Origin of the sequence: Eubacterium sp. AF34-35BH, from assembly GCF_003477765.1 — a bacterium.
Taxonomy (GTDB): Bacteria; Bacillota; Clostridia; order Lachnospirales; family Lachnospiraceae; genus Eubacterium_G.
This window is the reverse complement of record NZ_QUDZ01000007.1, coordinates 1-17,426: the sequence shown is the minus strand read 5'-3', so window position 1 is coordinate 17,426 and position 17,426 is coordinate 1. Positions and strand designations below refer to the sequence as shown.

Below are 17,426 nucleotides of genomic sequence, written 5' to 3'. Positions count from 1 at the left end.
TCCTGTTAAAATCTAAAATAAATAAATGGATTGTAGGTTGCTGTTGCAAGTGCCACAACACATATTAGTAAAAATAAAATGTCTGCAACATAGATTAATGTTCCTGATGTATTCTCACCACATTTATTTTTGATTACATTAACAATTTTTTCTCTTAAGGGATAAGCAAAAGCAATTGCTAACAATATTATAAATACATAATATGGACTTAGTAACTGACCAACATAGCTTATTGATTTTAGCCCCATATTAAATCCTGTAAACATTGTCTTTAACATCTTAAGACCAATCATAACACTATCTGCCCTAAACATAACAAAGGCACAAATTACAACAATCCACGTAATAATGTTGCTTACTATTTTGTTTTTGATTTTGATTACCTGTCCAATTGTATCTTCAATTACATTTGCAACACCATGAATTAAGCCCCATATTACAAATGTCCAATTTGCTCCATGCCATATACCTGTTAAAAAGAATACTATCATTTTGTTTAATTCAGTTCTAAACTTACCTTTTCTGTTACCGCCTAAAGGTATATATACATATTCTTTAAACCAGGTTGATAAGGAAATATGCCATCTTCTCCAAAAGTCTTTTATACCCTTGGCTGAATAAGGGTGATTAAAGTTTTCCCTAAATTCAAAACCGAAGATTTTTGCCATACCTATTGCCATGTCAGAATAACCACTAAAATCATAGTAAATCTGAAGTGTATAGGTAATTGCTCCTACCCATGCCACAATAAAATTATAATCACTGATATCTAGTTTAAAGATTGCATCTGCAACATAACCTGTCGCGTTGGCAATAATAAGTTTCTTTGTTAAACCTATGATAAATCTTCTAATCCCCTCTGCTGTTTTGTCAATTGTACTTTCACGCTTATTAATCTGATTTGCAATTTCATTATATCTGATAATGGGACCTGCAATAAGCTGTGGAAAAAATGAAACATACAGCATTAGATTAAATAAATTCTTCTGCATTAATTCAGGATTTCTGTATACATCAATTACATACGATAAAGCCTGAAATGTAAAAAATGATATACCAATTGGAAGTGCAATTGCAGGAATTTTGATTTTTAAGTTACCTATGTAATTAACATTCTCTAATATAAATGATGTGTATTTAAACACACACAACATACCAATATTAACAATTACTGCTAACACTAAAACTATTCTTTTTCCAACAATACTTCCACTGTCACTAAACTTTCCTTCAAAAAGCCCAAATATATAATTAAATATGATTGAGGCAATCATAAGCAATACATAAACCGGCTCTCCAAAAGCATAGAATATTAAACTTGCTATAATCAGCAATATATTTTTTGTTTTCATACCCGGTAGTATAAAATACAACGCACATACAACCGGTAAAAATACAAAAAGAAAAATTGCCGAACTAAAAACCATAATTTTCTCCCGTCTGTATTTTATCTATTTTTGTAATTTATTAAATTTTTCTTTTATCTACAGGATGGCAACTAAAATTGCCATATGACAAATTATAATATTTATTATAATCTTTTGCTCTTGCAAAAAGAGCATCATACACTCTGCCGTTTAATTCCACCCAGGCGTGTTCTGAATCATGTACAACATAAACTGTGCTATAACCACACTCATGAAGCATAAAAGCTAATGCTGCTGACATTGATACACAACAGCCGCTACCCTTGTCAAAAACGTCATCTGCAAATGTAGACTCCCAACCTTTTTTGTGATAAATAGGTTTTAAAAATCTGTATCTTCTGTAAGGGACCTTTGCAATATAGTCAAAACATTTTCTTAACTTCTGATCTTTTGTGTCACTTACTTTGCAAACTTTGTTTACAGTTTTTCTTGCCTTTATCATTGTGTTAATTTTGGCAGCATTTAATTTGTTTTTCTTTGCCCTTCCATACTTGTCCAAAGAAATACCATCTATTTTTTTCTTAATTGCCATTTTGCCACTTGTTCTGTCAAAATAATAGTATTTTCCTTTGTACTGTTTCCAGCCGGTAACTACCACACCGTTTTTATCAAGTAAATATTTGTACTTCTTTGTTTCAAGAATTATGCTTTTTAGCTTTTTACCTGATTTTAGATAATACTTCTTACCTTCTTTTGTTACAAAACCTGTTTTTCCTTTTTTCTTTTTGCTTACTTTTTTAGCCTTTGTTTTTTTGTTTGCACTTAAAGTCTGAACGTTTTTTGTTACTACACCTGCATTATTATTTTTTACGTTAGCCAATGTAATGTTCAACATGCCAATGCTCAGGCATAAAGACATTAATAGTGCAATTTGTTTTTTTCCTTTCATTTTTCCTTTCATTTTTTCCTTTTTTCCTTTCAATTTATTTATAAAACAGGATACCTGTTATATACAGAATATACTCCCAGCATTCTTGCATATGATGTATAGTAGAAATGCCACATACTTCTTCCTTTTCTGTATTTATAATTATATTATTTAAAACCCTCTATGGTCTCTGTCCAAGTCCACCTTCAAGAGTTATTGTTTCACCTGTCATAAATTTAAAATCAGGCGATGCCAGCTGTATGCAGACTCTACCGATTTCTGTTTCAACATTTCCATAATGTCCCATTGGTGGCATCTTAACGTTTGCCTTAAATGCGTCAGGATATGCTTTTTCAAAATTCTCTAACTGTGCTGTCCAAGCTAAAGGACAAACAACATTTACATTAATGCCGTCAGGTCCCCATTCAGTAGCTGCAACTCTTGTAAGTCCACGAATTCCTTCCTTGGCTGCTGCATAAGCACACTGACCATAATTACCAAAAAGACCTGCACCTGATGCAAAATTAATTACAGAACCTTTTGTTTCTTTTAAGTAAGGATAACATTCCTTCATGTAATAAAATGCTGCATATAAGCCTGAGTAAACTGCCAAGTCAAACTGGTCCTTTGTGTGATCTGCCAATGTTACGCCTGATGCTGAAGCCTGAGCATTATTTATTAAAACATCTATATGTCCAAATTCTTTAATTGCTTTATCAACCACGCTCTTTACCACCGCCTCATTATCTGCTGATGCACTTATGTCCGCCTGAACCGGTAGAACTTTTATACTATATAAACGCTCTAACTCTTCCTTTGCATCTTCAAGCTTTTTAACATTACGACCAGTAAGTACAAGATTTGCACCTTCTTTTGCATAGGCTGTAGCTATGCCATAACCAATTGATCCACAACTGCCATCACTTAAAACAGCTCTTCCACCACCTGTAATAATTACTGTCTTGTCTTTAAAAAATCCCATATTAACATCTCCTCTCTTTTGAAATAAATATCATTTATTGACTAATTCTTCATATTCTTTAAAGTTTCTAACAACTCTAAATCTTCTTTTGTAACTTTGATGTTAGTCTTAATAGGCGTTCCATCTTTTGGTGTTATTACAAGGTCTATAACTGTATCCTCTTTAATTTCCATAGCTGCTCTGTTAAAAAATTTAGGCAACATAGGATGTCTGTTTGTGAATTCAGTCATTTTATTTTTCATTTTCATCATTTCTAATGGGTTCATAATACTCACAATAGCAATAAATGCTATCTCTCCTTTCAATTTTTCTCAAATTACTTGTTATACTCAAATTCTTTTGTTTTCATTATTAATATGATTACATTTTCCTGAGACTGCTCGATTTATTTACATTGGACAGCTTCTACTATCTTCTCTATCCATATTTCCTTTAACATATCTACTGTTAAATTCCATGTTAATATCTCTTATTTCTCTTTTTCCATCAATGTAATCCTCATACATTTCAGCCAACCCTGACATACAGCCATCGCAATTAGCCTCAATGTTACCAAGAGATTCCTCTACAATTTTTCTTCTCTCTTCCTTTGTTGTATCTTTAATTAAATATCCTGCCATAAGTCCTTCCTTCTTCTTTAATTCCTACTGCTACAGTATACTCTCCTTTTTCCCGTCTGTAAATGTAATATAAGCACATATATAACATAAAATCGTTTTCTTTTTTACTTTATCCTGTAAAAGAAGAAAACGATTCCAAAATTTCTTTATTTTTCTGTAATTTTATTGTAGTCTTCCAAAAACTCATCAACTAGTTTTTGATTGTTTTTCATTTCATTTATTTTCTTTTCATACTTCTTAATAAACCCTTTGTATTTATTGTTTTTACTCTTCGCCGCCTTTATTTTGTTTTCAGGCACAGCACCTCTTTGTAAATCTTTTTCAATATCATACTGGGATGCTTTAACTGCTTCCAGCTTTCCTTTTACCTCTTCATATTGATTAATAATATCCACATCATCAACATATTTAACAATGTAAGTGGAGTTTTTATAGGGTATTATGTTTACAACTACACCACTAACTATTTTTTCATTTTCAAACAAGCATATAACAACCTCGGCTGTTGTTTCATTTCCAGGACTTGGACTCCAGAAAATTGTCTGCCCACTTGTTATTGTAGTTTGTTTTTCTATAGTCTCGTAAGCACCATCTTTTTCCACTCTTATAATTCCACTGTCTGACTTTACAGTTATTTTGGAATTTCCATTCTGCGAATCAGTTGCTATGATGGGAATTCCCGGCTGACTTGATTCTACTGAAAATTCATATTTCCCAACATTTACTTTCATGCCTTTTGTTAGCAGCTTTTCTTCATTTTTACCTACTGATAAATGAAGTCTGTTGTTTTCCTTAATTTCCACTGATTGGCTTTGTGCCACTTCATTATAACTATTATTATTTTTATTGTTGTTAAAATTATTTCTTCCTATAAATAAAACTAATGCGACAATTATGCAGGCTGCAATTGCTACTTTTGCAATTCCGGCATATCTAACACTTTTAACAATTCCTATGCTTTCGGCATTACCGACACTTTCAGTTTTTCCTACCTTTCTAACACTTTCAGTGTTCCTATTATTTTTAGGCCTGTAGTCTGCTGCCTGCTTAATATATTTAGCATCAATAGAATTAAGCATGTGCTCTGCCATTTGTTTTTTTCTTATTAATTTTTCATCTTCTTTTCTCATAATATCCATCCTTTCTCAGACAAATATTTCTTTAACCTTGTCCTTAGTCTGTGCAAATGAACTGTAACGTAATTTTTGCTTCTACCTGTTTCCATTGCAATTTCAGGTATTTCCTTTAGGAAATAATATCGCTTTACAAATATCACCCTATCGATATCAGCTAAACTTTCAATAAAACTGTTTATGTATTTTTCCAGTTCTTTTGCTAAAATCTCGCTTTCCACATTTGCCTTGTCAGGAATACACATTGCTAACTCATCTAACACCAAATCATAATAATTATTTCTTTTTTTTGCTGTATTAGTGTGATATTTTTTCAGGGCAAGATTTTTTGTAATTCTAAAAATATATGCGCATAAAGGATCCGGCTTGTTTGGTGGAATCTGATTCCACACTGCAAGAAAGGTATCATTAACGCATTCTTCTGCATCTTCTTTACTTACTAATTTCATAGCAATGTTCATACAAGGCTTCTCGTATTTTTCCTTTAGAACTTTTAAAACATCTTCTGACCTGTTAAAAAGCTCTTTAATTATTCTTTCATCTTTCACTTTTTACCTCCTTCACCTTATACTACGAAATTGATCTGTATTATTACACTTGATTTTAAAATATTATACCATTGGTATTGGATTTCTAATTGTCAATTATAACATAAAACTTATTATATAATTTTTCCATATTTGCATATTTTGATATAATGTTTCTCTCTTTGAATCAACAACTTAACAGGTTTACGTTCCTTGTATAATAGAATTTTTCAAAAAAAAATATAGCCATGTTACAACTTCATCCCCCCAAAAAAGCTAAATTTTTTGTTCTAACTTTTTTGTGAATTCTTATAACACAGCTACATTTTTGTTCAAAACTATTTGCTTTACTTAATCACAAAATTATTTATATAATAAAAAACAATATAATAATTAAAAAATATAATATTTCAAAAAATTATTCTATTTTACCATAAGCTTCCTCAAAGAAATACTCTTGAGAATCTATTAATGTTTCACCTTCTGCGATTTCAGGTCTATAGTATTTACCATCAGATTTCATATATCTGCCTTTAATATTGTCCTGAAGCATTATGTCAAACATTTTGCTAACTCTCTTTTTTATGTTTTCATCATAAATTGGAGCTGCCACTTCAACACGTCTGACAGTGTTTCTTGTCATTAAGTCTGCTGATGAAATGTATATTTTTCTGTCATCTTCAGTTCCAAAAATATATATTCTTGAATGTTCTAAGTATCTGCCAACAATACTTTTTACAGTTACATTTTCTGTATATTCCTTAACTCCTGCAATTAAGCAACAGATGCCTCTAATAACCAAGTCGATTTTTACACCTTTCTGTGATGCTTCAATTAACTTTTCAATCAGAACTTTGTCTGTTAAGGAATTAAACTTCATGCCAATATATCCGGTTTTGCCCTCTTCAACTTTTTTAATTTCTCCATCAATTAAATCTGCAATTTTATTTTGCATGCATTTAGGAGATACAAGAAGATGTTTTGTTTTTTCCATAACCTCTTCCATACAGATTTTGTTAAACACTTTGCCAACTTCTTTTGCTATTTCTTCATTGGCTGTCATTAATGATAAATCTGTATAAAGTTTTGAAGTTTTTTCGTTATAATTGCCTGTTCCAATCTGACTAATATGTTTTACCTTGTTGTCTTTTGTGTAAGTAATCAGGCATATTTTTGAATGTACTTTTGTGTGGTCAATTCCATAGATAATTCGACAACCTGCATCCTCCATTCTTCTTGACCACTCTATGTTGTTTTGCTCATCAAATCTTGCTCGCAACTCAACCATTACAACAACTTCTTTGCCATGTTCTGCGGCATCAATCAGTGCTTCTACTACCTGTGAGTTTTTAGCCACTCTGTATAATGTCATTTTGATGGAAGCTACATTTTCGTTATGGGCAACCTCTTTTAGCAAATTAATAAAAGATGTCATACTCTCAAAGGGATAACTTAAAAGAATGTCCTTGTTTTCAATTTGTTCCATCATCGACTTATTTTCATCTATGTTTTTAGAAATCTGTGGCACTCTTCTTTTGAAAAACAGTTCACGATTATTTCTGAGAATATCCTGTATTTTAAATACAAAAGATAAATCAAGTGGTGCCTTGGAATAAAATGTCTGCTTTTTGTTTAAGCCTAATTCCTTACACAGACTTTTAATAACCTTTTCATCTAAAACTCTTGAATATTCCATTCTTATAGGACAAAGTTTCTTTCTCATCCTAATTAATTCTTCCATTGACTCTCTATAACTAATGTCTTCGTCTGCAAAAATTTCATCAATATCAATATCAATATCTGCGTTTCTTGTTATTCTTATTAAAGACTTACTTTCCACATTATAGTTTTCGAAAATCTGTGGCATAAAGTGCAGAATAACTTCTTCTATTAGCATGTATTTGTTTTTGTTTGGGAACACCTGTATTAATCTGCTAAACATTGAACCACCACATGGTACAATACATATTTTTTCTCTGTTTTTGTTTGAAACTAAGGCTACTGCGTAAATCTCCTGATTATTTAAAAAAGGAAAAGGATGTTTCTTTCCGATTATTTGTGGAGAAAGTAAAGGCATTACATTAGTTCTAAAATAGTATTCCATATACTGTGTTTCTTCTTTTCTTAACTTATCAAAACCTACAATCTGAATATTATATAGTTTTAATTTATCAATAAGCTTATCGTAAACTCTATCCTTTTTCTTTAAAAGTTCTTTTGTATTTTTATAAATACTTTCTAATTGTTCACTGGAGGTCATGTAAGTTTTGTTTTCTCTTTTCTTGTCAGAAATTAGCATCTGATCATAAATTGAGCCAACTCTTACTCTGAAAAACTCATCCAGGTTAGTTGAAAATATATTAACAAAAGTTAATCTTTCACATAAAGGTACTCTTTCATCTTCTGCTTCCTCTAAAACTCTTTCGTTGAATTTTAACCATGATAACTCTCTATTGTCATAACATGGAAGCACTGTATTCTTGTTTTCTTTCATATTACTTCTTCTTTCACTTTTTATAATAATTTTTATTTTGAAATTTTTTTCAATTAATCTCCTAAGCATATTCCCATCATTCTCACTTGTTTTACAATTTCATCATTTGGATTAACTCTCTTCGGCTTTTCCACAGCTACACTTAATGGCACACTGGAAATTTCATTATTTACAACAGCTACCATTCTTCCGTATTCTTTATTTAAAATAAGTTCTGCGCCCTTTGCCCCTAGTCTTGATGTTAGAACTTTGTCATAGGCACATGGACTGCCACCTCTTTGAATGTGACCGGGAACTACTGCTCTAATTTCTCTGTGGACTTTTTCACTTAATTTTTTCTCCAAATATACTGCTGCTGATGTATAGTTCTCTGTAGCACGTTTCTGCTTCAACTCTTTCTTAGTTAGTTTACTTTCTTCTTTTGATATAATTCCCTCTGCTGCCGCAATAATAATGTGACGCCTTCCCTCATTTAGTTTTTTATTTATAAACTCAACGATTTTATCAATGGAATAAGGAATTTCAGGTATTAAAATAATATCTGCTTCCCCGGCAATTCCTGAATAAAGAGTTAAAAAGCCTGCTTTGTTTCCCATTATTTCGTCAATGATAATTCTCTTGTGTGACTTGGCTGTTGTATGCAGTTCTTCAAGCGTTCTGGTTGCTATATCAATTGCTGACTGAAAACCAAAAGTCATTTCTGTCCCGTTAATGTCATTATCAATTGTTTTTGGTAAAGTCACCACGTTTAACCCCTGCTCACTTAAAAGATTTGCTGTTTTGTGGGAACCATTTCCACCTAACACAACAAGGCAATCTAAATCCATATTTTTATAATTTTTAATCATGGACTGTACCTTTGTAACGCCATTTTCATCTGCATCATTTATTCTTTTAAATGGCTGTCTTGAGTTGCCAAGTATGGACCCACCCATATTAAGAATTCCTTCAAATTCCTCATGTTTCATTTTTTTGTAATCACCATTAATCAAGCCTGTATAGCCTTCTAAAATTCCGTATATCTCTAATTTCTCCTTGCAATTGAAATTAAGAGCTTTTACCAAGCCATACATTGCACCATTTAAGCCCTGGCAATCACCACCACTTGTAAGTATTCCTACCCTCATCACTTCTCCTCCTTAATATTTCTTTTCACAAATATTTTGTATTATTAATACATTGTTCTAATTGTATTTTTTTCCTATAAATATTTGTGTCATTTAAAGTAAAATCCACGTTAAATCTAAACTGTCTATTGATTATTCTATTCATATTATTAATAAACATTCTAAAATAATTACTCATTATGTTTTTGTGTAATAAAAAAATATGAAGGAATTTCTTATTACATAAAAAAAACGATAACCCGTATGCTTACGAGTTATCGTTTTTTATTATGTATATGTTCTTGTCTTCAAAAACATACCTTACTTATTACTTATCATTTTTCCTACTTGAGCTAACTATAACATAAGCTACAATTGCCATTGAGCAACCAAATGCCAAACCAATGGCTAATCCTATAATTAAGCTTTTTAGAACAATTGCGAAAACAACTGCCCATACTAAAGCCATGGCTAATGCTATCATAATTACTATTGTTAAACTTTTCTTCATTGTAACCCTCCTAATTCAGAGTAATCTAAATCATAAATAATATCTTTACTCTACCACATTTTCAAAGTCAATTGCACTGTCTTTTTTCTGACCGGCTGGTTTATTTGTTGTATTAACTTTCTTTGATGACGGTTGCGCTGACTTATTTATGTATGCATTATTTGATTTTGTTGAAGGCATGGTTGTTACTTCTTGTGTTGTCTTCTCTGAAGCTACCTGACTTTTCTTCTTTCGTTTTTTCTTAGTAGTTTTCTGTACTTCTGTTGTCTGGCTTACTTTTGTAGTCTCAGTATTTGATTCTGTATCTTTTGCAGAAGATTCCATAACTATACTCTCTTTTATTACTATTGATTTCTCAGTAGTTGTTATGGCTATATTTTTCTCAGAAGTATTTTTAGAATTTGTACAACTGCTAAGATACACAATTAAAAACAACAATATTGCCACACCGATAACACCAGCTATAATTAACCATTTTCTTTTGTTATTCTTTTTAGATATTATAACGCTTTCATCCATGGTTAAGCCCTGCTCCTGAAAACTGATGCTGTTATAGTCTTTTCCCATTAAGTTCTGAACTAACAGATGTTCCTTTTCGTTTTCGATTTTGTTATTGTCAGCAAAAACCGGCTCAAAACCAATTTGTCTACTCAACTGTTTTTCGCTTAATTTTGATTTTGCCACAATTAAGTCCTTTTCAATGGCAACTGCACTTTGATATCTTTCATCAGATTTTGAAACAGCTTTTTTTATTATCTTTGTAATGCTATCCGGAGCCTCCAATGGATTTGGGAGTTTATCATACTGCATTCTTTTGTAAAACGCCTTATCTTCATCTTCCCTTGTATATTCCTTTGGGTACTCAGGATAATATGGAAAACGCTTTTTGTTAAATAGATAATACATTAAAATTCCTAACGAATATATATCTACAGTATTGTCATATTTACTTTTGCCAATATAAATTTCAGGAGCAATATAATTAGGTGTTCCTTTTATGGTATGTGCCATTGTTGCGTTAGTAATATTTTTTGATACCCCAAAATCACCTAGTTTAAACGCTCCATCCTTAGAAACAAATATGTTACTTAGCTTAATATCCCTGTGAACAATATTGTTCTTATGACAAATAGCAAGTCCGTTTGCTATACCAATCCCAATATTAAGTCCATCCTCTACAGTAATATTATTTTGCTGTAGCCATTTATTAAGCGGTGTAAGAAGTTCCATTAAAATATATATGTTATACCTATACTCACCTATTTGTTCTACGTCGTTTTCATAATATGAAACGATATTATGATTGTCCTTCTCCGATATAAGTGAAAAAACTCTTATCTCATTAACTACACGATTAAGTTCTTTTTCAAAATATGCATTTGTCTTGTTTTTGTCTCCACCCATGGAGTTTAATATTTCAAGGTATTCATCATCTTTTGGTAATGTAATTACTTTTAAAGCTCTTGTAGTCTTTCCTACAATGTTGCTTCTCTCAACTTTATATACATCGCCAAATCCACCTGAACCTATTTTTTCTATTACATTGTATCCTAATATTGTTCTGCCTAAAATAGAATCCATTATTGTCTCCCATTTTTATTTTTTATCGTAATTGCTGTACTATCTCATATTTTTTATTTATAAATATTCTAATCACAAAATACCTTATTATTTTCCATATAAATTTTAATTGTCTTTACCAATAAACAATTTTAAAATTCCATAATCTTCCTTATCCATTTCAAGGTTTCTTAAAGTATCACTTATGTAATACTGCATATCTTTTTCAATTTCATCTGAATTTTTTAACCCTGTTAATTCTTTTAAAAGATGTGAACACTGTTCCTTAATTTGTGGGTTATTGCTGTAACTGGTAACTAACGACATATGATTTGTCTGATATTCAGGATTAGAAATATCTATGTTAGATAGTACATAAAGTATTATACACTCTATCTTGTCCTTTGGGCATAGTTTTTCCATATTTGCATAATCAAGTAACTGATTGATTTCAACATAAGACATATTAAGTTTTATTCCTAATGCAATTAACCTTTGTCTGTTAGGTACTTCCCCCCAATTCTTCAAATTAGAAATCATTTTTTCAAATCCCTTATCCAGATTTTCGGCTTTTACAAGGCTATGATAGGAACCGCCAAAATTTTCAGCCTTTATATATGCTTCAATGTAGTCCACCAACTTGTAATAACTGTTAATATATTCAACTTCATTTTCCCTTATAAATGAGACCAGCTCATTCTCATTTTTCAGACTTACTAATTTTTCTTCTACTTCAAAGGTTTCATTTTGAGAATTAGCCAAATACTTTCTTCTGTTTTTTGTTTTTAAAATATCTAAAAATTTTCCCTTAAGCGTAGTGCAATATTCATAGGGATTAATTCTCTCTTCTTTTGGATAGTGTGAAATTACATAAATACATATAGCATCTTCTAATGATTTTGAATATAGTCTAGGATATTTTCCATATCGCTGTAACATATAATTAATTTCCTGTAAATTAAACCTTAACCCCATGCCAAGTTTTATGAAGCTTTCCCTTGATTTTGGCACTTTATTATTTTTTATCCAGGATTTTATTGTATTTTTACTAAAGCCACATTTTTTTCCTAACTTTTCATAAGACAATCCCCTTGATAACATTATATTATTTATATAATCTCTCCATTTTGAATAGTATGGACTGTATGCATTTAATATTTCTTTTAACTCATCTACTTCTTCACAATTTATAACTTTATAGTACATCTCAGTAGTATTTATATGTTCCATTTTGTCACCCTTTTTCATTTGCTTTTTGCATAATTAAACGTTTGTACATTCTTTCTGCTACTTTATCCCCGTATTTCATAGCTTTTTTATACCAATACAATGCCTGTTCTATATCGACTTTGCCCTTTTTTCCTGTTTGGTACATTATTGCAAGATTTAAGCATGCCACACTATCTTTTTGTTTTGCTGAGATTTTCAAAAGTTCTTCTGCCTTTTCAATACTCTTATCTACCTGTATTCCCTTTTGATAAAAATACGCCATATTATTAAGTGCTTTCGTATATTTTTTTGTGGCTGATTTTTCATACCAGTATTTTGCTTTACTCATACTTCTTGGTACAGCTTTTCCATGTTCGTACATATAGCCAACAATATATTGCGCCTTTTTATCACCCTTTTTGGCTTTCTTTAAATTATTCTCATATTTGTTTTTATTTTTTTCTTCTTCTTTTTCACAAGATTTAATTTCCCTTAGACAAAACTGTCTAAACATTTCTATATTTTCTTCCAATAACGGAATATTAACATCAATATTTAAACCTTTTGCAATATTTTTTCCAATATATGCAAGTTCATAAGCTTCATTATTAGTTGCCATTTGATTTTTTACCAAATCAAATAACAAGAGCTTTCCTTTACCGTTTTCGTTAATACATAATTCTTCATTATTGATGTATATATTTAAATTGCTGTATTTATTTTTCACATACACTATGGTATCGCAAATGTCAGCAAGCAAATTAAATAAACATATCTTTTTCTGTTCTTCTGTCTTGTTAGAAAGAATTATTTTTCCATCTAAAATCATGTCAATAATTGAATTAACATTCTCTGTAATTATATAGATTAATTTCCCATTATCAACTATTTCTTCTTCAATTGTTTCACACTGAATTAAATCTTCATTAAATCTGCTATCATTATATAAATTATAAATTTCTGCCTGTAATTTAAAATCTTTTTCTTCCAAATAAATAGCTATCAGTGAATAGAATCCGGCAAAGTTATCGCCGGATTTCTTTACAGTATATACAATAGCACCACTATTCCACATACTTTTTTCCACTAATTCTAAGTTTTTATTTTGAATATAATCCATTGTTTTCTGTTCTAGAAGATATTGAAATTCCATATTGCTTCCTCTTATCTTTATGCAAATATTTATTGACATACTACCAGCAATTCTAAAGTATTATAACACATGCACTTATTGCTTTTTTTCACAAACTGACCTTTATTTACGGAATTTCAAGTTAGTCTTTGCCACAATCATAACCGCTGTAAATGTAATCACTTCTGATGACAGAAATGATAATCTTTTTGTTTTAAATTCTACCTGATTACTTTTTCCTAAATAATGTGTTGTGCATATACTCATGGTAACAATCGGGCTAAGTGACGTTGCTAACGCAGCCCCCGTAAAGCCTAAATTCATAGGGAACATAAACACATAGTCAAATACCACATTAAACATGCTACCTGAAAATAGTCTGCTATTCCACATAATGCTGCAGACAGAAACATTGTTCTTACCATAAAGATTCCAACTGAAGTAAATCTTTAACATATACCATACCTATATTTTTCTCCTAATTTCTAACATAACCAATATTGCTATATTGCAATATTTTCTCAGTCCATGTACATTCTTTGCATTTAGCAACTAACTGTAATTTTTCATTAAATTATCTAAACAAGTTCGTGATAATATGGGCAAATATCCTCGTAATGTCCATCCTTCATTCTAAAACCTTTTGGTATTATACCTAACTGAGTAAAACCAAGTCTTTCATATAAATGTCTTGCATGGGTATTAGTTGCAACAACAGCGTTAAACTGTAACACTCCATATCCCTTGTTCTTACCCTGCTTCAAACAATCAAGCACCAGCTTTTCCCCTATATGTAGCCCTCTTGATTCTTTACTAACAGCATAGCTGGCATTACAGATATGTCCACAACGTCCCACATTATTAGGATGCAAAATATACAAGCCATACACTTTTCCTGTATCCTTATCCTCCGCCACTGCACTGTAAGTCTGCGAGTCAAAAAATTCTTTTCCTGTATCGTTGTTTAATAATTCTTCCTGTGGAAATGCAATTCCATCTTCTACAACCTGATTCCAAATTTCAATCATTGCTTCTAAATCATTCTGATTATATTCTCTTATGAGTATGTTCATTTGTTCTGCCTCCTAACTCAAAATGAATGTCATCATTTTTAACTCTTAAGTCACAATCTATGTTGCAAGCTTTTCTGCTCATTTTATCAAAATATATAATACAAACTTTTCTGCTCATTTTATCAAAATATATAATACAGTTTTTCTCCAACCTAAATTTTAATTATTATTTTCAACTGTTTTACCACTTTAATTGCGACATATCAAATAAGTTTCATTTTCTATATTTTCTAATGTATTCGTATAGCTCGATATTAGTTTTTGAATTTTTCTCCTCTGCCTCTATATATTCAGGAAGAGGCAACCCGCTCTGGCATTCTCCACATATATCAATTCCAATAATCTTTTTGTCTTTAATAAAAAAGTGTAAAAGATGCTCTAGCATATCAAGTGGCATGTGGCCCTGACTCCAATTTGTTTCAATATAATTTTTATCCAGAATATCTTTATCAATTGAAATGTAAAAAGGTACATCTGTCATTATTTTGCTAAGCTTATCTTTTCCTCTGCCACTCCTAAGTTCTTCTGCTGAAAAAGTTATAAGTTTTTCGCGATTCTTAATATGAATTTGCTCTATGTCATTTTCAGTTGCACCTATCAGAATCAATTGAACAAGATTTTTATTTTCATTAATAACCTGCGCTGCCCAGTCTCCACAACTGGTCATTTTGTTAATCATCGGTTCCTGCATATCGGTATGATGATCATATAGAACTAATGAAAAGGGCTTCATTATTCTGTCTGTATTTATTTTTGTTATGTAATGAAAATTACCTGAATCAATAAAATGTATCCCATGAATTCCATACTGCTCTGTTCTTTTCTTTATTTCTATTTCAGCAGCCTTGGAGCAATAAAGGTCACAGCCTTCAATGTCCGAACAATCAATTAGGCTTATACCACTTTCTTGTTGTATGTCCTCATCAATATATACATGTGTAAAATCTAAAATGTAATTTTTGCTTCTAATCAATGTTAAACGCCCCCTTACAAGCAAATGTGATTCTAGCAACCAAATAGTTTTGCTGTTTTCTCCATTCTTTCTGCGATTTTTACTCCAAATGGACAACGTACTTCACAAGCATGACAAGCAATACATTCAGATGCTTTATGTTCAAGAAGTTCATAATGTGATTGTACTGTTGCAGGCACCTCAGGTTGCATTGTCGCCAAATCATAGAATTTGTTAATCATTGCAATATCTAAATTCGCCACACAAGGCTTGCAATGTCCACAGTATGTACATTCTCCTTTGTATGAATGGAACGGAGCATTGGCGATTACTGATGCATAGTCTTTTTCCTGCTCTGTAGCTGTTTCATATGCCAAAGCATCATCTACCTGTTCTTTTGTGTCATAGCCGCACATAATAGATGCTGTTGCAGGTCTGGTTAATGCATAATGAATACACTGAACAGGTGTTAAACTTACTCCAAAAGGAGAACGTTTTTCGTCAAATAGTCTACCGCCTGCGTAACCTTTCATAACTGTGATTCCAACATTATTCTGTTCACATATTTTGTATAACTTTGCACGCTCAGGGTCAATTCCTTTAAGGTTGTTATCAAATTTTTCTGCAAACATTGTGTCAATATCTTCGCTTGCAGGTAACATGTCAAATGCCGGATTTATACTAAATAAAATCATCTCAACATACCCTGACTGTGCTGCTTTTATGGCAACTTTTGGGTTATGGGAACTCATGCCAATGTGATGTATTATGTTCTTTTCTTTTAACTCCATTACATAATCCATATAATCTGAATGCTGAATCTGTTCCCATTCTTCTTCTGAATCTATGTAATGTATCATGCCAATATCAATATAATCTGTTTGAAGTCTTTTAAGTAAATCTTCAAAAGCCGGCCAAACATATTTCATGTCTCTTGTTCTAAAATACTGTTCATCTTTCCAGGTAGAACCAATATGTCCCTGAATAAACCAGTCACTTCTATTATCCTTGATACCTTTTCCAATAGTGTCTCTTGATTTTGGATCTGCCATCCAGCAGTCAAGAATATTAATTCCTTTAGAAGATGCATATTTAATTAATTCGATTCCCTCTTCTTCTGGGTGTCGTTCTAACCATTCACCACCAAACCCGATTTCACTTACGTCAAGTCCTGTCTTTCCTAACTTACGTGTTTTCATTTTATCATTCTCACTTTCATATAAATTGAAATTTGTCTTCACGTTAATATGTAATACTTAATCCTATAGTTAATTTACATTAGAAAGAATTAATCGTCAACTTTGTTTGGAGACTGTGTTAGTTGCGTAATTTATATTGTGCAGTGATAATCTTGTTTTGTATGTGAGATTTTCTTTTCATTTCCATCTCCTCCAAATTCACTGCAAAACCACTTTATATAATTTTCTAACATGCCACACGTTTTTTGTTCTCTGGCATATTTAACTTCATCATAATTCTGACTAACATCTTCTGCCGAATTCTTTATTTGTTCCATTCCGGCACAATCTAATTGATAATCCATCATAGAATGCACAGTCATCGCAAAAGAAGTAGCTGCCATATCCACATCTTTTGTTTTAATTTTTCCATGTTCCTGAAGTGGTTTGTTAGTTTCTGTCAATGGACTTATGCTTATTATTCAATACATCTTCTGTTCTATATTTATTATTATGGAGAAATACATCCCTTTGACCTATTTTTTGTCAAAAGGGATGTATTATGAGGAATCATCTTAGTTTTGTTAATTTCATACTTGGGAAAATACATCCCTTTTGCTTGTTTTTTGCTAAAAGGGGTGTACTTTTGGGGAA

At 31.4% G+C, this 17,426-nt stretch carries 18 protein-coding genes; all 18 read right to left on the bottom strand.

The window, feature by feature from the left end; translation table 11 throughout:
* Positions 1–5: 5 nt before the first annotated feature.
* The 18 genes from DWZ69_RS08875 to DWZ69_RS08790 all read right to left on the bottom strand — a co-directional run bounded on the left by DWZ69_RS08875 (position 6) and on the right by DWZ69_RS08790 (position 17,236).
* Positions 6–1,427: an MBOAT family protein gene (locus DWZ69_RS08875; protein WP_117999159.1), complete on the bottom strand. Its 1,422-nt coding sequence runs from the start codon at positions 1,425–1,427 to the stop codon at positions 6–8.
* A gap of 40 nt (positions 1,428–1,467) precedes the next feature.
* Positions 1,468–2,328, bottom strand: a complete 861-nt coding sequence (locus DWZ69_RS08870) for a hypothetical protein (protein WP_117999160.1) — start codon at positions 2,326–2,328, stop codon at positions 1,468–1,470.
* Positions 2,329–2,476: 148 nt separating this feature from the next.
* Positions 2,477–3,277, bottom strand: coding sequence for an SDR family oxidoreductase (locus DWZ69_RS08865; protein WP_117999161.1), 801 nt, complete (start codon positions 3,275–3,277; stop codon positions 2,477–2,479).
* A gap of 41 nt (positions 3,278–3,318) precedes the next feature.
* Positions 3,319–3,582 carry a hypothetical protein gene (locus DWZ69_RS08860; RefSeq protein ID WP_147337634.1) on the bottom strand — a complete coding sequence of 88 codons (264 nt, stop codon included), beginning with the start codon at positions 3,580–3,582 and terminating at the stop codon, positions 3,319–3,321.
* A gap of 84 nt (positions 3,583–3,666) precedes the next feature.
* The gene (locus DWZ69_RS08855) at positions 3,667–3,897 is read right to left on the bottom strand and encodes a hypothetical protein (RefSeq protein ID WP_022165933.1); all 231 of its coding nucleotides are present in this window, start codon (positions 3,895–3,897) and stop codon (positions 3,667–3,669) included.
* 146 nt (positions 3,898–4,043) lie between these two features.
* Positions 4,044–5,027: a hypothetical protein gene (locus DWZ69_RS08850; RefSeq protein WP_117999163.1), complete on the bottom strand. Its 984-nt coding sequence runs from the start codon at positions 5,025–5,027 to the stop codon at positions 4,044–4,046.
* Positions 5,024–5,578 (bottom strand): sigma-70 family RNA polymerase sigma factor, encoded by a 555-nt coding sequence (locus DWZ69_RS08845; RefSeq protein WP_117999164.1) that lies wholly within the window; start codon positions 5,576–5,578, stop codon positions 5,024–5,026. Before DWZ69_RS08845 ends, DWZ69_RS08850 begins: the two co-directional genes overlap by 4 nt.
* Positions 5,579–5,975: 397 nt before the next feature.
* Complete coding sequence (gene ppk1, locus DWZ69_RS08840; protein WP_243002574.1) at positions 5,976–8,051, bottom strand: polyphosphate kinase 1; 2,076 nt, start codon at positions 8,049–8,051, stop codon at positions 5,976–5,978.
* Positions 8,052–8,104: 53 nt separating this feature from the next.
* Positions 8,105–9,181 (bottom strand): ATP-dependent 6-phosphofructokinase, encoded by a 1,077-nt coding sequence (locus tag DWZ69_RS08835; RefSeq protein WP_118436806.1) that lies wholly within the window; start codon positions 9,179–9,181, stop codon positions 8,105–8,107.
* A 304-nt stretch (positions 9,182–9,485) separates the two neighbouring features.
* Entirely contained in the window at positions 9,486–9,668 is a 183-nt protein-coding gene (locus tag DWZ69_RS08830; protein WP_118436804.1) for a hypothetical protein, read from the bottom strand.
* Between the two features lie 45 nt (positions 9,669–9,713).
* The gene (locus tag DWZ69_RS08825) at positions 9,714–11,249 is read right to left on the bottom strand and encodes a serine/threonine-protein kinase (RefSeq protein WP_118436802.1); all 1,536 of its coding nucleotides are present in this window, start codon (positions 11,247–11,249) and stop codon (positions 9,714–9,716) included.
* A 105-nt stretch (positions 11,250–11,354) separates the two neighbouring features.
* On the bottom strand, positions 11,355–12,458 hold the full coding sequence (locus tag DWZ69_RS08820) for a hypothetical protein (RefSeq protein ID WP_117999224.1): 1,104 nt from the start codon (positions 12,456–12,458) through the stop codon (positions 11,355–11,357).
* A gap of 4 nt (positions 12,459–12,462) precedes the next feature.
* Complete coding sequence (locus tag DWZ69_RS08815; protein WP_158561063.1) at positions 12,463–13,590, bottom strand: tetratricopeptide repeat protein; 1,128 nt, start codon at positions 13,588–13,590, stop codon at positions 12,463–12,465.
* Positions 13,591–13,692: 102 nt separating this feature from the next.
* Complete coding sequence (locus tag DWZ69_RS08810) at positions 13,693–14,025, bottom strand: hypothetical protein (protein ID WP_118436800.1); 333 nt, start codon at positions 14,023–14,025, stop codon at positions 13,693–13,695.
* Positions 14,026–14,147: 122 nt separating this feature from the next.
* On the bottom strand, positions 14,148–14,642 hold the full coding sequence (locus tag DWZ69_RS08805) for an N-acetyltransferase (RefSeq protein ID WP_118436798.1): 495 nt from the start codon (positions 14,640–14,642) through the stop codon (positions 14,148–14,150).
* 214 nt (positions 14,643–14,856) lie between these two features.
* Positions 14,857–15,615, bottom strand: coding sequence for an arginase family protein (locus DWZ69_RS08800; RefSeq protein WP_118436796.1), 759 nt, complete (start codon positions 15,613–15,615; stop codon positions 14,857–14,859).
* 32 nt (positions 15,616–15,647) lie between these two features.
* Complete coding sequence (locus DWZ69_RS08795) at positions 15,648–16,793, bottom strand: aldo/keto reductase (RefSeq protein ID WP_118436794.1); 1,146 nt, start codon at positions 16,791–16,793, stop codon at positions 15,648–15,650.
* A 131-nt stretch (positions 16,794–16,924) separates the two neighbouring features.
* Complete coding sequence (locus DWZ69_RS08790; protein ID WP_118436792.1) at positions 16,925–17,236, bottom strand: hypothetical protein; 312 nt, start codon at positions 17,234–17,236, stop codon at positions 16,925–16,927.
* Positions 17,237–17,426: the final 190 nt, after the last annotated feature.

Bases quoted from the DNA above. Each gene is read 5' to 3' on its own strand.
- DWZ69_RS08815 (WP_158561063.1), bottom strand. From the start codon at position 13,590: ATGGAATTTCAATATCTTCTAGAACAGAAAACAATGGATTATATTCAA.
- DWZ69_RS08875 (WP_117999159.1), bottom strand. From the start codon at position 1,427: ATGGTTTTTAGTTCGGCAATTTTTCTTTTTGTATTTTTACCGGTTGTA.
- DWZ69_RS08855 (WP_022165933.1), bottom strand. From the start codon at position 3,897: ATGGCAGGATATTTAATTAAAGATACAACAAAGGAAGAGAGAAGAAAA.
- DWZ69_RS08795 (WP_118436794.1), bottom strand. From the start codon at position 16,793: ATGAAAACACGTAAGTTAGGAAAGACAGGACTTGACGTAAGTGAAATC.
- DWZ69_RS08825 (WP_118436802.1), bottom strand. From the start codon at position 11,249: ATGGATTCTATTTTAGGCAGAACAATATTAGGATACAATGTAATAGAA.
- DWZ69_RS08850 (WP_117999163.1), bottom strand. From the start codon at position 5,027: ATGAGAAAAGAAGATGAAAAATTAATAAGAAAAAAACAAATGGCAGAG.
- DWZ69_RS08830 (WP_118436804.1), bottom strand. From the start codon at position 9,668: ATGAAGAAAAGTTTAACAATAGTAATTATGATAGCATTAGCCATGGCT.
- DWZ69_RS08810 (WP_118436800.1), bottom strand. From the start codon at position 14,025: ATGTTAAAGATTTACTTCAGTTGGAATCTTTATGGTAAGAACAATGTT.
- DWZ69_RS08870 (WP_117999160.1), bottom strand. From the start codon at position 2,328: ATGAAAGGAAAAATGAAAGGAAAAAAACAAATTGCACTATTAATGTCT.
- DWZ69_RS08865 (WP_117999161.1), bottom strand. From the start codon at position 3,277: ATGGGATTTTTTAAAGACAAGACAGTAATTATTACAGGTGGTGGAAGA.
- DWZ69_RS08805 (WP_118436798.1), bottom strand. From the start codon at position 14,642: ATGAACATACTCATAAGAGAATATAATCAGAATGATTTAGAAGCAATG.
- DWZ69_RS08820 (WP_117999224.1), bottom strand. From the start codon at position 12,458: ATGGAACATATAAATACTACTGAGATGTACTATAAAGTTATAAATTGT.
- ppk1 (WP_243002574.1), bottom strand. From the start codon at position 8,051: ATGAAAGAAAACAAGAATACAGTGCTTCCATGTTATGACAATAGAGAG.